This is a genomic window from Lelliottia sp. RD5, from assembly GCF_056032945.1.
In genome coordinates this window covers 1-14900 of record NZ_JBVYHQ010000002.1, presented here as the reverse complement: position 1 = coordinate 14900, position 14900 = coordinate 1, and the positions used below count along the sequence as shown (strand labels likewise).

12 protein-coding genes, 1 tRNA gene and 1 rRNA gene are annotated in these 14900 nt (G+C 49.3%); 11 read left to right on the top strand and 3 right to left on the bottom strand.

Annotated features, from left to right (window positions below):
- Positions 1–193: 193 nt before the first annotated feature.
- From dusB to AC0LWE_RS07785, 4 genes are all read left to right on the top strand, one after another.
- The gene (dusB, locus tag AC0LWE_RS07800; RefSeq protein ID WP_219347324.1) at positions 194–1159 is read left to right on the top strand and encodes a tRNA dihydrouridine synthase DusB; all 966 of its coding nucleotides are present in this window, start codon (positions 194–196) and stop codon (positions 1157–1159) included.
- Between the two features lie 25 nt (positions 1160–1184).
- Positions 1185–1481 carry a DNA-binding transcriptional regulator Fis gene (gene fis / locus AC0LWE_RS07795; protein WP_003855228.1) on the top strand — a complete coding sequence of 99 codons (297 nt, stop codon included), beginning with the start codon at positions 1185–1187 and terminating at the stop codon, positions 1479–1481.
- Positions 1482–1660: 179 nt separating this feature from the next.
- The gene (locus tag AC0LWE_RS07790) at positions 1661–1825 is read left to right on the top strand and encodes a DUF2556 family protein (protein WP_015960679.1); all 165 of its coding nucleotides are present in this window, start codon (positions 1661–1663) and stop codon (positions 1823–1825) included.
- 144 nt (positions 1826–1969) lie between these two features.
- Entirely contained in the window at positions 1970–4066 is a 2097-nt protein-coding gene (locus AC0LWE_RS07785; protein ID WP_219347323.1) for a putative bifunctional diguanylate cyclase/phosphodiesterase, read from the top strand.
- Here AC0LWE_RS07785 and envR read toward each other — a convergent pair.
- The gene (gene envR, locus AC0LWE_RS07780) at positions 4063–4710 is read right to left on the bottom strand and encodes an acrEF/envCD operon transcriptional regulator (protein WP_219347322.1); all 648 of its coding nucleotides are present in this window, start codon (positions 4708–4710) and stop codon (positions 4063–4065) included. The genes AC0LWE_RS07785 and envR overlap by 4 nt on opposite strands.
- Positions 4711–5105: 395 nt before the next feature.
- Between envR and AC0LWE_RS07775 the strand changes: the two genes are divergently transcribed.
- From AC0LWE_RS07775 to AC0LWE_RS07745, 7 genes are all read left to right on the top strand, one after another.
- A complete protein-coding gene (locus AC0LWE_RS07775) occupies positions 5106–6245 on the top strand; it encodes an efflux RND transporter periplasmic adaptor subunit (RefSeq protein WP_219347321.1) in 1140 nt (379 codons plus the stop codon).
- Between the two features lie 11 nt (positions 6246–6256).
- On the top strand, positions 6257–9367 hold the full coding sequence (locus AC0LWE_RS07770) for an efflux RND transporter permease subunit (RefSeq protein ID WP_219347320.1): 3111 nt from the start codon (positions 6257–6259) through the stop codon (positions 9365–9367).
- A gap of 304 nt (positions 9368–9671) precedes the next feature.
- Positions 9672–9893, top strand: a complete 222-nt coding sequence (locus tag AC0LWE_RS07765; RefSeq protein ID WP_059177272.1) for a lipoprotein — start codon at positions 9672–9674, stop codon at positions 9891–9893.
- 478 nt (positions 9894–10371) lie between these two features.
- Positions 10372–11397, top strand: coding sequence for an amino acid ABC transporter substrate-binding protein (locus AC0LWE_RS07760; protein ID WP_059177271.1), 1026 nt, complete (start codon positions 10372–10374; stop codon positions 11395–11397).
- 67 nt (positions 11398–11464) lie between these two features.
- Positions 11465–12646, top strand: a complete 1182-nt coding sequence (locus AC0LWE_RS07755) for an amino acid ABC transporter permease (protein WP_059177270.1) — start codon at positions 11465–11467, stop codon at positions 12644–12646.
- Positions 12647–12655: 9 nt separating this feature from the next.
- Positions 12656–13759 carry an amino acid ABC transporter permease gene (locus AC0LWE_RS07750; protein WP_174343035.1) on the top strand — a complete coding sequence of 368 codons (1104 nt, stop codon included), beginning with the start codon at positions 12656–12658 and terminating at the stop codon, positions 13757–13759.
- Positions 13760–13766: 7 nt separating this feature from the next.
- Positions 13767–14525 (top strand): amino acid ABC transporter ATP-binding protein, encoded by a 759-nt coding sequence (locus AC0LWE_RS07745; RefSeq protein WP_131486443.1) that lies wholly within the window; start codon positions 13767–13769, stop codon positions 14523–14525.
- Positions 14526–14661: 136 nt separating this feature from the next.
- Here the strand turns inward: AC0LWE_RS07745 and rrf are convergent.
- Both rrf and AC0LWE_RS07735 read right to left on the bottom strand, forming a co-directional pair.
- A 5S ribosomal RNA gene (rrf, locus tag AC0LWE_RS07740) occupies positions 14662–14777 on the bottom strand.
- A 41-nt stretch (positions 14778–14818) separates the two neighbouring features.
- Positions 14819–14894 (bottom strand) — tRNA-Thr (locus AC0LWE_RS07735).
- Positions 14895–14900 lie beyond the last annotated feature (6 nt).

Genomic DNA, 14900 nt, shown 5'->3' with positions numbered 1-14900 from the left:
TTTGTAAGCGTCTATAAAATAAACAAATAACCATAAGCCAATGATTTAATTAATGAATAATTCACTGAGTTAACGTTGAGTAGCAATTCCTTGATCTGCAGCAGCAGATTGTTCAAAGTTTGGCCTTTCATCTCATGTAAAAAATGCGTAATATACGCCGCCTTGCAGTCACAGTATGGTCATTTCTTAACTCATGCGCATCGGACACTATCAGCTCAGAAATCGCCTGATCGCAGCGCCAATGGCAGGTATTACTGACCGGCCTTTTAGGACGCTGTGCTACGAGATGGGAGCCGGTTTAACCGTTTCCGAGATGATGTCGTCTAACCCGCAGGTTTGGGAAAGCGATAAATCCCGTCTACGGATGGTGCACGTTGATGAGCCAGGTATTCGCACCGTGCAAATTGCCGGAAGCGATCCTGAAGAAATGGCGCAAGCCGCGCGTATTAACGTTGAAAGTGGCGCCCAAATTATTGATATCAATATGGGTTGCCCGGCAAAAAAGGTGAATCGTAAGCTTGCAGGTTCAGCCCTTCTGCAATACCCCGATCAGGTGAAGTCGATCTTGTTGGGGGTGCTAAATGCAGTGGATGTTCCCGTTACGTTGAAAATTCGCACTGGTTGGGCGCCGGAACACCGTAACTGTGTAGAAATTGCCCAACTGGCCGAAGACTGTGGTATCCAGGCCCTGACCATTCATGGACGCACTCGCGCCTGTTTGTTCAACGGCAATGCGGAATACGACAGCATTCGGGCAGTTAAGCAGAAAGTTTCCATTCCGATTATCGCGAATGGCGACATAACTGACCCGCTAAAAGCCAGGGCTGTGCTCGACTATACAGGGGCAGATGCTCTGATGATAGGACGTGCCGCTCAGGGAAGACCCTGGATCTTTCGGGAAATCCAGCATTATCTGGACACTGGGGAGTTGCTTGCTCCACTGCCTCTGGCAGAGGTTAAGCGCTTGCTTTGTGCGCATATTCGGGAACTGCATGACTTTTACGGTCAGGCAAAAGGGTACCGAATTGCGCGGAAACACGTATCCTGGTATCTCCAGGAACACGCTCCAAATGACCAGTTTCGGCGCACATTCAACGCCATAGAGGATGCCAGCGTACAGCTGGAGGCGTTGGAGGCATACTTCGAAAATTTTGCGTAAACAGAAATAAAGAGCTGACAGAACTATGTTCGAACAACGCGTAAATTCTGACGTACTGACCGTTTCTACCGTTAACTCTCAGGATCAGGTGACTCAAAAACCTCTCCGTGACTCGGTTAAACAAGCACTGAAGAACTATTTTGCTCAACTGAATGGTCAGGATGTGAGTGACCTGTATGAGTTGGTACTGGCTGAAGTTGAACAGCCACTGTTGGACATGGTGATGCAATACACCCGCGGTAACCAAACCCGCGCTGCCCTGATGATGGGTATCAACCGTGGTACCCTGCGTAAGAAACTCAAAAAATACGGCATGAACTAATTTCGATTAGCTAACTGCTTGTTTAAAAAGGCGCTACCTGGCATGGGGACGCGCCTTTTTTATTGCCTGCGTTCCGTACCGTCAACCATTTGTAAACCTTCAGTTATCCTCCTTTTAAACGCCCGCTTTTCGTGTATATTTCCACCACTTCTTTCGCTCCTCTACCCCGGAACGACACAATGATTCGCAAATACTGGTGGCTGGTTATCTTTGCCGTCTCGGTTTTCCTTTTTGATGCGCTGCTCATGCAGTGGATTGAGCTGCTGAGCACCGAAACCGACAAGTGCCGTAATATGAATTCCGTGAATCCCTTAAAATTAGTCAACTGTTCGGATCTCGATTAAGCCCAAACGTCGGCAAAAACACTCTTTTCACCTATTAAAAACAGGGATTTAAATCCCTTTTCGTCATTCCCGTACGGTGATAATGTCACTGCCCTTTCCAGATGCTATTCCCTAACGTCTCACTACGAATGAGTTATACAGACCATGCTGGTTAGCCAATACAACCAAATCCTTGTCGTCATCTCCTTTGTCGTCGCCATCCTTGCTGCGTATACCGCACTCAATATGGCCGGACGAGTCGTCGGGAGCCAGGGCATTGCTGCACGCATTTGGCTCGTAGGCGGTGGCGTGGCGATGGGCATCGGCATCTGGGCCATGCACTTCATCGGTATGCTGGCGATGGATCTTGCCATGAGCATGAGCTACGACGTCGCAATCACTGCGCTTTCAATGGCGATTGCAATTGGCTCCTCCATGTTTGCCCTCTGGTTGGTGAGTGGTGAACAACTTCGTTTACGACGTCTGTTACCGGGCGCTTTCGTGATGGGGGCTGGCATCGTTGCGATGCATTACACCGGCATGGCGGCGCTTGAGGTGTCGCCGGGAATTGTGTGGGATAAAACCTGGGTCGCCATTTCCGTCGCTATCGCGCTAGCGGCATCCATGGTGGCGCTGTGGCTGACCTTTCGATTACGTTATGAAGCCGCTCAAGTTGCGCTGATGCGTCTGGGCGCGGCGTTAACAATGGGCATTGCGATTGCCGGCATGCATTACGCGGGTATGAAAGCGGCGCAGTTTCCAGCCACAACGCAGATGCATCATCACGGGATTAATGGCAGTTGGCTGGCCATTCTGGTTAGCGTGGTCGCACTCTCGATTCTGGCAATCACATTGCTGGTCTCAATGCTTGATGCCCGTCTTCAGGCGCGGACCACGTTGTTGGCCTCATCCCTTGCTGAAGCTAACCGTGAACTGGCGCAACTGGCCCTTCACGATACGCTGACACGATTGCCAAATCGTATTCTCTTTGAAGATCGACTCAGCCAGGCGATCAGCAAAGCTGACCGGGAAGGAACCCACTTCGCGCTGATGTTTATGGATCTTGATGGCTTTAAAGCCGTGAATGACGCCTACGGCCATGTCACTGGCGACAAGCTGTTGGTCGCAGTCACTAAGCGATTGCTGTTACCGCTGAAAGGGCAATACACACTTGCCCGCATCGGCGGTGATGAGTTTGTTCTGCTGATTGAAGCCAATGGACCTGATGATGCCGCCTCACTGGCCAACGCGCTGGTGCGCGCTATCGACAATCCTTTCAGCATTGATCCCTATGAACTGGTCGTGACCATTAGTATTGGCATTGCATTGTATCCGCATGATGGGAAAACCGATCGTGAAATGATGTTCAACGCCGATGCCGCGATGTATCACACCAAGCATGTTGGGCGGAATGGGTATCAATTTTTCCAGCCGTCGATGAACACACTGGCACAAACGCATTTACAGTTGATGAACGATCTGTGGATGGCCGTTGAGCGCGATGAACTGCGCCTACACTATCAGCCGAAGTTTCATGCACCCGCAGGTCCTGTTCTGGGCTTCGAAGCACTGCTGCGCTGGGAACATCCAAAACAAGGGTTGTTGACTCCTGATGTGTTTCTTAAGGTGGCAGAGAAAACCGGTTTGATTATTCCGATAGGTAACTGGGTGATCAATGAAGCGTGTCGACAACTGCGCGCGTGGCATATTCAGGGCCATACGAATTGGTCGATGGCCGTTAATTTGTCGACCCTGCAGTTTGAGCAACCTTCGCTGGTAAATACCGTGCTCGATTGCCTGGCCCGGCATCAGCTTCCACCAGAATCGTTGATCCTGGAAGTGACAGAAACTACCGCGATGAATAACCCGGACGAAAGCGTAAGGATTCTTACAGAGCTGACGAATGCGGGAGTCAAAGCGTCTATTGATGATTTTGGAACAGGGTATTCCAGCCTGCTTTATCTCAAGCGACTTCCCGCCTGCGAATTGAAAATTGATCGCGCGTTTGTGAAAGATCTGAGCGGTAAGAGTGATGATGCCACTATCGTCTCTGCCATTGTTGCACTCGCAAAAACGTTAAATCTTAAAGTGGTTGCCGAAGGGGTAGAAACCGAGGCGCAGCAGGCATTCCTGACGGAGCTTGGCTGCAATATGCTTCAGGGATATCTGCTCGGCAAACCCGTATCGGCGCAAGCCGTTGAGGAACTTTGTCATAGTCCCGAGATGATAAAAAATAACCTTTCTCATGATACCGCCCCTTAAGAGGCAACATAATATTTTACGGGTGGCTTACGCGTGATGTTTAACGTCGCCAGAATATTATCTACTAACGCTGGCGCTTGTTGATAAAGGTTAATACTCTCGCTATTCATCAACCAGTTTTTAATTAACCCGCTAAAAAAACCGTGAAAAACAACCAGCGTCATATCAATATTAATCTGCGGTTCAATAACGCCCTGAGCCAGACATTTCTCCAGTAACGCCCGTACATTGTCATAATTGAAACCAATTCTTTTTCTAATATCACATTCTGATGTCAATTCTTTATTAAATTCACACTTATGATACAGGATTTGCAGCAGGGATTTTTGGCGAGGTTCATGAGCGATGTATTGCAAGGCAACGATAAAACGCTCCCGAAGAATCAATAAAGGATCGTCTCTGGCATCCAGAGTGAGACGTTCATCAATCAAATCACTTAGCGGTAACTGTTGATCCCATATCGCATTAAACAATTCAGTTTTACTGGTGAAATGCCAGTATACCGCACCGCGCGTCAGGCCTGCCGCATCTGCGATATCCGTCAGTGTGGTGCTGGCTACGCCACGCGTAGAGAATTGTGTGATGGCCGCCTCAATCAACTGTTGCCGCGTTTTTTGTGCCTCTTCTTTTGTTTTGCGTGCCATAGACTCTTATCCATCACATAAATATTTGCACTCACTGTTGAATCCGTAGCGCTCACCGTCCAGGCAGTATTCACTAAATTCCCGTTTTGCTTTGAACAAAAAAAGTCAATTTGAGGAACCAATAACCCCTGCAAATGAATTTCGATAATTAAATTCATTAAACATATAAATAACCGAGAATAAAAATAAAATCTCTCTTTGTTTATAGGCCGCCACACCCTTCATTTACCACGTTTTATTCTGATTTATGTATTAATAGACCCTGTGCCGCACTTATAAATTAAAAAAAGTCAACGCACCTCATTATGATGTGCGCTGGATTTCTGACTCTTTGCCTTTCTCTTTTTTCATATCCCCACGGCAGATATCAGTTTATTGTTTTTAAAGGAACAGTAATGACGACACACTTCAGGCTTTTACCTCTATCCGTTTTTTTTGTCTGCGCCACACTGCTGACAGGCTGTGATGGTTCTGACAACCCAAAGCAAAGCGCACAGGCTCCGCAGGTAACGGTTTATGTCGTGAAAAGTGCGCCTTTGGCAGTGACAACTGAATTGCCAGGGCGTACAGATGCATTTCGCGTCGCTGAGGTTCGCCCGCAGGTGAGCGGCATTGTTTTACGTCGTAATTTCACTGAAGGCAGCGACGTCAGCGCTGGCGATTCTCTTTATCAAATCGATCCTGCAACCTATAAGGCTGCCTATGACAGCGCTAAAGGGGAGATGGCAAAAGCCGAGGCGGCAGCAAACATTGCGCACTTGACGGTGAAACGTTACGAGCCATTGGTAGGGACACAATATATTAGTCGGCAAGAGTACGATCAGGCTGTAGCCAATGCCAGGCAAGCCGACGCCAGCGTTATTGCAGCGCAAGCGAGTGTCGAAACCGCACGTATTAATCTCGCCTATACCAAAGTGTCATCTCCAATTACTGGACGTATTGGTAAATCAAGCGTCACCGAAGGCGCGTTAGTCACGAACGGGCAGGCGTCTGCCCTGGCGACCGTGCAGCAGCTTGACCCGATCTATGTTGATGTTACGCAGTCGAGCAATGATTTTATGCATCTGAAGCAGTCCAATTTGCAGAAAAACAACGCGACCAGCAGCATTCAGCTGTTAATGGAAAATGGTCAGCCTTACCCACTCAAAGGCACGCTGCAATTTTCGGATGTCACTGTCGACGAAAGTACAGGTTCCATCACGCTTCGCGCCGTGTTTCCCAATCCCCAACACAGCCTGTTGCCGGGTATGTTCGTGCGCGCCCGTATTGATGAAGGTATTCAGCCTGACGCCATTTTAGTGCCCCAGCAGAGCGTGACCCGCACCCCACGTGGCGATGCAACCGTTCTGGTGGTGAATGATAAAGACCAGGTTGAATTGCGTAACGTTATTGCGCCTCAGGCCATTGGAGAACGCTGGTTGATCACTGAAGGACTCAAAGATGGCGATCGCGTGGTCGTCAGTGGCCTGCAGAAAATCCATCCTGGCGCCACCGTAGTTGCGGTGCCTGATTCCGCTTCCAAAACAGCCAGTTAAGGGATTACGAAATGGCTAATTTCTTTATTCAAAGGCCGATTTTCGCCTGGGTACTTGCCATCATTCTGATGATTGCGGGCGGGCTGGCTATTCTTCAATTGCCCGTGGCGCAATATCCAACTATTGCGCCTCCTGCCGTTGCCGTCACCGCAACGTATCCCGGCGCGGATGCACAAACGGTGCAGGATACCGTGACGCAGGTTATCGAACAAAATATGAATGGTATCGATAATCTGATGTACATGTCTTCCACCAGCGATTCAGCGGGTAACGTCACGATCACGTTGACCTTCCAGTCCGGCACCGATCCTGATATCGCTCAGGTGCAGGTTCAGAACAAACTGCAGCTCGCCATGCCGCTGCTGCCACAAGAAGTTCAGCAGCAAGGTATTGGCGTGGAGAAATCCAGCAGCAGCTTCCTTTTGGTAGCCGGTTTTGTCTCCGATAATAAAACGCTGACGCAGGACGATATCTCAGACTACGTGGCGTCGAACGTCAAAGACGCGATCAGTCGTACGTCGGGCGTGGGTGACGTTCAGCTATTTGGCGCGCAGTACGCCATGCGTATTTGGCTCGACAGCAATGCATTAAACAAATTTCAGCTAACGCCACTGGATGTCATCAACCAACTAAAAATCCAGAATAACCAAATCGCTGCTGGTCAGTTAGGTGGAACGCCATCGATTCCTGGGCAACAGTTAAATGCCTCTATCATCGCGCAAACCCGCCTAAAAACCCCGGAAGAGTTTGGCAACGTCACGCTGAAAGTGAATCAAGATGGCTCAATGGTGCATCTGAAAGATGTGGCTCGCGTTGAGCTTGGTGGCGAAAACTATAATATGGTGACCAAGATTAATGGTCAGGCTGCGACGGGTCTTGGGATTAAGCTGGCAACGGGGGCAAACGCGCTTGATACTGCAGCGGCGATCAAATCAAAGCTCGCGGAATTACAGTCCTTTTTCCCGCAAGGAGTGAAAGTCGTCTATCCCTACGACACGACCCCTTTCGTCAAAATCTCCATTCATGAAGTGATTAAAACGCTGTTCGAGGCGATCGTCCTCGTTTTCCTGGTGATGTATTTGTTCCTGCAAAACCTGCGCGCCACGCTCATTCCCACCATCGCAGTGCCGGTTGTCTTGCTCGGTACTTTTGCCATTTTGTCGGCATTTGGGTTTTCCATCAATACGCTCACCATGTTTGGCATGGTGTTGGCCATAGGGTTGTTGGTCGACGATGCTATCGTGGTCGTTGAAAACGTCGAACGCGTCATGGTGGAAGACAAGCTACCGCCCAAAGAGGCGACGCAAAAATCAATGGAGCAAATTCAGGGCGCGTTAGTTGGCATCGCAATGGTGCTTTCAGCGGTGTTTATACCGATGGCCTTTTTTGGTGGATCTACCGGAGCTATTTACCGCCAGTTCTCACTGACCATCGTTTCTGCAATGGCGCTTTCCGTTTTAGTCGCACTGATTCTGACACCTGCCCTCTGCGCGACGCTGCTGAAACCGGCCTCTGAAGAGCACCATGCAAAAGGCGGTTTCTTTGCCTGGTTTAATACACTCTTTGATAAAAGCGTCGACCATTACAGTAACAGCGTCAGCCGGATCCTTCGTAAAACGGGACGCTACCTTGTGATTTATATGCTGATCGTTGGCGGCATGGCGGTGCTCTTTTTGCGTCTCCCCACCTCTTTCCTGCCGGAAGAGGATCAGGGCGTGTTCATGACAATGGTTCAGCTACCCGCCGGTGCGACGCAAACCCGCACGCAGCAGATTCTGGATCAGGTTCAGCAATACTATCTGACCCAGGAAAAAGCGAACGTTGAGTCGGTCTTTACGGTTAATGGTTTTAGTTTCAGCGGTCAGGGACAAAACTCAGGTATCGCGTTTGTCAGCCTTAAACCGTGGGAAGACCGTTCTGGTGAAAAAAATGGCGTCGAAGCGATAGTGGGTCGTGCAACAAAAGCTTTTAGCCAGATTAAAGATGGTCTAGTTTTTCCCTTTAATCTCCCTGCCATTATCGAGTTGGGTACAGCAACGGGCTTCGACTTTGAGTTAATCGATCAGGCAAACCTGGGACATACCTCCCTCACGCAGGCCCGAAATCAACTCCTGGGTATGGTCAAAGACCATCCTGATCTGCTGGTGCGTGTACGTCCTAATGGATTGGAAGACACCCCGCAGTTCAAGCTCGATATTGATCAGGAGAAAGCCCAGGCGCTAGGCGTCAGCGTATCTGATATCAACCAGACGATTTCTACTGCGCTGGGAGGAACATACGTTAATGACTTCATCGATCACGGTCGTGTCAAAAAAGTGTACGCGCAAGCAGCGGCGCAGTTCCGCATGTTACCGGGAGATATCAATAATCTTTATGTACGCAGTGCAAACGGCGAGATGGTCCCGTTCGCCGCCTTCAGCACTTCACGCTGGGTTTCCGGTTCACCGCGACTTGAGCGCTACAACGGCATGCCCTCAATGGAAATACTTGGGGAGTCTGCGCCCGGCAAGAGTACAGGTGAAGCCATGGCCATGTTGGAAAGCCTGGCGAAGAAACTGCCTTCAGGAATTGGCTATGACTGGACGGGAATGTCGTATCAGGAACGACTGTCTGGAAATCAGGCACCCGCTCTTTATGCTATCTCACTCATCATCGTGTTCTTGTGTCTGGCTGCACTTTACGAGAGCTGGTCAATTCCATTTTCGGTGATGTTAGTGGTGCCATTAGGCGTTATTGGTGCACTCCTCGGTGCTTCACTGCGCGGGCTGAACAATGATGTCTATTTCCAGGTAGGTCTCCTCACCACCATTGGGCTTTCTGCTAAGAATGCCATCCTGATCGTTGAGTTTGCTAAAGACCTGATGGAAAAAGAAGGCAAAGGGGTTGTCGAAGCTACGTTAGACGCTTCGCGCATGCGCCTTCGCCCCATTCTGATGACTTCTCTGGCGTTCATTCTGGGCGTAATGCCGTTAGTGATCAGTAACGGCGCAGGGAGCGGTGCACAAAATGCGGTAGGCACAGGCGTCATGGGCGGAATGTTGTCCGCGACGCTTCTGGCTATCTTTTTTGTTCCCGTCTTTTTTGTCGTTGTAAGACGGCGATTTAATCGTCTACATCATTAAAAAAAGCAGTAGGCGCTGAATGGCGCCTACTGCTTTATGTTTAAACACAGTATTAGCCCCTTTTAAACGAAGCCAATAAGATAATGAAACATTTTAATATTTTTAATTAAGTTCATTCTGTTCGATATTACTTTTAAATCTTCATTCATGCGCTCAGCTGTCCCTCTCCATCATTTTTACAAACCACATACTTTGAGATTATTCATCTAGCTTCGGTAGCCCTGAGTAGTGATAAAATAGCGCTCAGCTCGGTAAATACCCTATTGGATTTATGGCGAGTCAGTTTTTATTCTGAGGTAACATCATGAAAAGATTCATTTGCGTTGCAACGCTCGCTGCGCTTCTGGCTGGTTGTGCCCACGATTCTCCGTGTGTACCGGTTTACGACGATCAAGGCCGCCTTGTCCATACCAATACGTGTATGAAAGGTACCACTCAGGATAACTGGGAAACGGCTGGCGCGATTGCTGGCGGGGCTGCGGCTATTGCCGGTCTGACGTTGGGTATCGTTGCGTTAACCAAATAAAGCTATCTGACAAAAGCGCGGTATCTCCGCGCTTTTGCTTCATATCAGTGCAGTTATTTCTCTCTCTGTTAAAAATCTTCCCTGTAACAATTCCGTGTCTCTTTTCGTCCTTGATTGTTCTCACGTTTTTATTTACTCGAAATCTAAGTTGCACTGTAATACGTGATATTTTTCACAGATTAATAACATTCAATATCCTGCCAATATTCACGCCTGAAACCATCTCAATAATTCCAGTTTCGTCTCATCAACTTTTGCTCTGATTTGTGGCGTAGGTTGTCATTTCGCACCATTTCAGGGCGCTTGATTTAATTATCCCTGTCTACACTCAGCATTACGCGTTCAGATAACTCTCTTTTTAGCTGAATACGAAAACTGGCATTACGTTTGCTTTATAAACGTCGGCCAACGCCACAGACAGGTAAAAGCGTTTTAAAACGACTTTCAATAACAATAATTTTCGCCACACAGGATGCATATGAAAAAGACGATGATAGCCAGCCTGGCCGCCGCCGGCATGTTGTTTGCAGTTGCGGGTCAGGCGCACGCAGGCGCAACTCTGGATGCCGTGAAAAAGAAAGGCTTTGTACAGTGCGGTATTAGCGATGGGTTACCGGGTTTCTCCTACGCGGATGCTAACGGGAAATTCTCCGGGATCGACGTTGACGTTTGCCGGGGCGTTGCAGCGGCTCTCTTCGGTGATGATACCAAAGTAAAATACACCCCACTGACGGCGAAAGAACGCTTCACCGCTTTGCAATCTGGTGAAGTTGATGTGCTCTCTCGTAATACGACCTGGACCTCGTCTCGCGATACTGGCATGGGAATGACGTTTACGGGCGTCACCTATTATGACGGTATCGGCTTCCTGACTCACAATAAAGCGGGCCTTAAGAGTGCAAAAGAACTCGACGGTGCGACTGTCTGTATCCAGGCCGGTACTGATACCGAGTTGAACGTCGCGGATTATTTCAAAGCGAATAAGATGAAATACACCCCAGTGACGTTCGATCGTTCTGATGAGTCAGCAAAAGCACTGGAATCAGGCCGCTGCGATACCCTGGCATCTGACCAGTCTCAGCTGTATGCCCTGCGCATTAAGCTCAGCAATCCTGCCGAGTGGATTGTTCTGCCTGAAGTTATCTCTAAAGAACCTCTTGGTCCCGTCGTACGTCGCGGTGATGAAGAGTGGACTTCGATTGTTAAATGGACTCTCTTCGCCATGCTGAATGCCGAAGAAATGGGGATTAATTCGAAGAACGTCGATGAGAAAGCGGCGGCGCCATCCACTCCGGATATGGCTCATCTTCTGGGTAAAGAAGGTGATTACGGCAAGGATCTCAAGCTCGATAACAAGTGGGCTTACAACATCATTAAACACGTTGGCAACTACGGAGAGATCTTCGAGCGTAACGTGGGATCGGAAAGCCCTCTGAAAATCAAACGTGGCCAGAACAACCTCTGGAACAACGGCGGCATCCAGTACGCGCCACCAGTACGCTAGTTTTTAGCTGTAACGGGCACTGCATGAGCGGTGCCCAGCCCAGAGTCATGGTTACCGAGGTTTCTTTATGTCCCATCGCCGCTTAGCCTTAAAAGGAAAACTTTCCTTTTCGCATCCCGCGGTCCGCGCCTGGCTATTTCAGATCATTGCCATTGTCGTCGTCGTGGTCGTTGCGATTTATTTGATTCATAACACCGTAACTAACCTGAGCAATCGCGGCATTACTTCGGGCTTTGCCTTTCTGGATCGCACTGCTGGATTTGGAATTGTGCAGCACCTGATTGATTATCAGGAGAGCGATACGTATGGCAGAGTATTTCTGGTTGGCCTGCTGAATACGCTTCTGGTCTCTGCACTGTGTATCGTCTTTGCTTCATTCCTCGGATTTTTCCTCGGCCTCGCCCGATTATCTGAAAACTGGCTCCTGCGTAAACTTTCTACGGTTTATATCGAGACGTTTCGCAACATTCCGCCCCTGTTGCAGATCTTTTTCTGGTATTTCGCCGTCCTGCGTAATCTGCCGGGGCCACGCCAGGCCATTGATGCTTTTGAGTTATTTTTTCTCAGCAATCGCGGGTTGTATATTCCCTCGCCAATGGCTGGCGAAGGATTATGGGCTGCTATTGCCGCTATTATTATCGCTGTTGCAGTATCCGTTGGGCTGTTTCGCTATAACCGCATGCATCAGATTAAAACCGGGCAGCTTCGCAAAACCTGGCCCGTCGGATTACTTTTGATCGTGGGTTTACCTTTACTGGCCCAAGGGATATTTGGTTCAGCACTGCATTGGGATATTCCGGAACTGCGTGGATTTAACTTCCGTGGTGGGATGGTATTGATTCCTGAGCTGGCTGCTCTTACGTTGGCACTTTCCATTTATACGTCTGCATTTATTGCAGAAATTATTCGCTCTGGTATTCAGGCTGTTCCACACGGGCAGCATGAAGCAGCGCGATCGCTCGGACTCCCAAACCCGGTCACACTCCGTCAGGTGATCATTCCTCAGGCTTTACGCGTGATCATCCCGCCGCTGACCAGTCAGTATCTGAATATTGCTAAAAACTCTTCGTTGGCTGCCGCTATCGGTTATCCCGATATGGTTTCACTGTTCGCCGGGACAGTACTTAACCAGACGGGACAAGCCATCGAAACGATCGCCATCACCATGTCGGTTTATCTGGTTATTAGCCTGACAATCTCTCTGTTGATGAATATCTACAACCGTCGCATCGCACTGGTCGAGCGTTAAGGAGCCATGATGACAAAAGCCGTACTGTCTCACGCCCCGCGCCCTTCTAGCGCTGGGGGCTGGCGTTTTATCGCCTGGGCACGTAAAAATCTGTTCTCCTCCTGGAGTAACAGTCTTCTCACTATCATCTGTCTTTGGCTGATGTGGGAACTTATCCCGCCGCTTATAAACTGGGCATTTCTACAGGCAAACTGGGTTGGCTCCACACGGGCTGACTGCACCAAAGCGGGCGCATGTTGGGTATTCATTCATGAGCGTTTTGGCCAGTTCATGTATGGCTTGTATCCACACGATCAACGCTGGCGTATCAACGTGGCCCTGATCGTTGGGTTGGTGTCGATCGTACCGATGTTCTGGAAACATTTGCCACGCCGTGGGCGCTACATTGCTTGCTGGGCAGTGGTTTATCCGCTGATTGTTTGGTTGTTGCTATATGGGGGAGTACTGGGGCTTGAGCGGGTCGAAACTCGCCAGTGGGGTGGGCTGACATTAACCTTGATCATCGCGTCAGTCGGGATCGCAGGCGCGCTGCCGCTGGGTATTTTGTTGGCGCTTGGCCGTCGTTCAACGATGCCGGTAGTGCGTGTGCTTTCAGTGATCTTTATCGAGTTCTGGCGCGGCGTACCGCTGATTACCGTGCTGTTTATGTCGTCGGTGATGTTGCCATTATTCATGGCGGAAGGTACTACGATCGACAAGTTGATCCGCGCACTCGTGGGCGTCATTTTATTTCAATCCGCTTATGTCGCAGAAGTCGTTCGCGGTGGGCTACAGGCTCTGCCAAAAGGGCAATACGAAGCGGCTGAATCACTGGCACTCGGGTACTGGAAAACGCAGGGGTTAGTGATTTTACCGCAGGCCCTCAAACTGGTTATTCCAGGGCTTGTGAATACGATTATTGCCCTCTTTAAAGATACGAGCCTGGTGATCATTATTGGGTTATTCGATCTTTTCAGCAGTGTTCAACAGGCTACCGTAGACCCTGTATGGCTTGGCATGTCGACCGAAGGCTATGTCTTTGCCGCACTGATTTACTGGATTTTTTGTTTCAGCATGTCGCGCTATAGCCAGCATCTTGAGAAACGTTTTAACACCGGGCGGACACCGCACTGAGGAACTTATGAGCAAAGTAATTATGACCCCTGCTGACGCGATGATTACCCTGGAAAACGTCAATAAATGGTACGGACAGTTTCACGTACTGAAAGATATCAACCTGAAGGTAACGCAAGGCGAACGTATCGTCCTGTGTGGTCCATCGGGTTCTGGAAAGTCGACAACTATTCGTTGTATTAATCATCTCGAAGAACATCAGCAAGGACGCATCGTCGTTGATGGGATCGAGCTGGATGAAGATATCCGCAATATTGAACGCGTGCGCCAGGAAGTGGGCATGGTATTCCAACACTTCAATTTGTTCCCGCATCTAACGGTATTGCAGAACTGTACGCTAGCCCCTATTTGGGTCAAGAAGATGTCTAAAAAGGATGCCGAAGTCTTAGGGATGCATTATCTGGAACGTGTTCGTATTGCCGAGCATGCGCATAAATTCCCGGGGCAAATTTCCGGAGGGCAGCAGCAGCGCGTTGCGATTGCGCGTTCCCTGTGTATGAAGCCCAAAATTATGCTGTTTGATGAGCCTACGTCAGCCCTTGACCCGGAGATGGTTAAAGAGGTGTTGGATACGATGATTGGTCTGGCTCAGTCGGGAATGACCATGCTCTGCGTGACACATGAAATGGGATTTGCGAGAACGGTGGCAGATAGAGTGATCTTTATGGACCGAGGTGAAATTGTGGAACAGGCACCGCCGGAAGAGTTTTTCGCCAATCCGAAATCTGAACGTACAAGAGCGTTCTTATCGCAGGTTATCCATTAACTGATTGAATAAACAGGATATTACGCCTGGGGGAATATCATCCTCGGGCGTAGTAATGCAGAAGTTAGCGTAAGACTCATGAGATCGCCCAATGCAAAAAGGCCATCCTTTCGGATGGCCTTTTCACTTAATTGATGTCTGGCAGTTCCCTACTCTCACATGGGGAGACCCCACACTACCATCGGCGCTACGGCGTTTCACTTCTGAGTTCGGCATGGGGTCAGGTGGGACCACCGCGCTAAAGCCGCCAGACAAATTCTTTTACTTAGTGCCAAACTTAAACCCGTGTTAAGTGGTGCTGATACCCAGAGTCGAACTGGGGACCTCACCCTTACCAAGGGTGCGCTCTACCAACTGAGCCATATCAGCACGCTA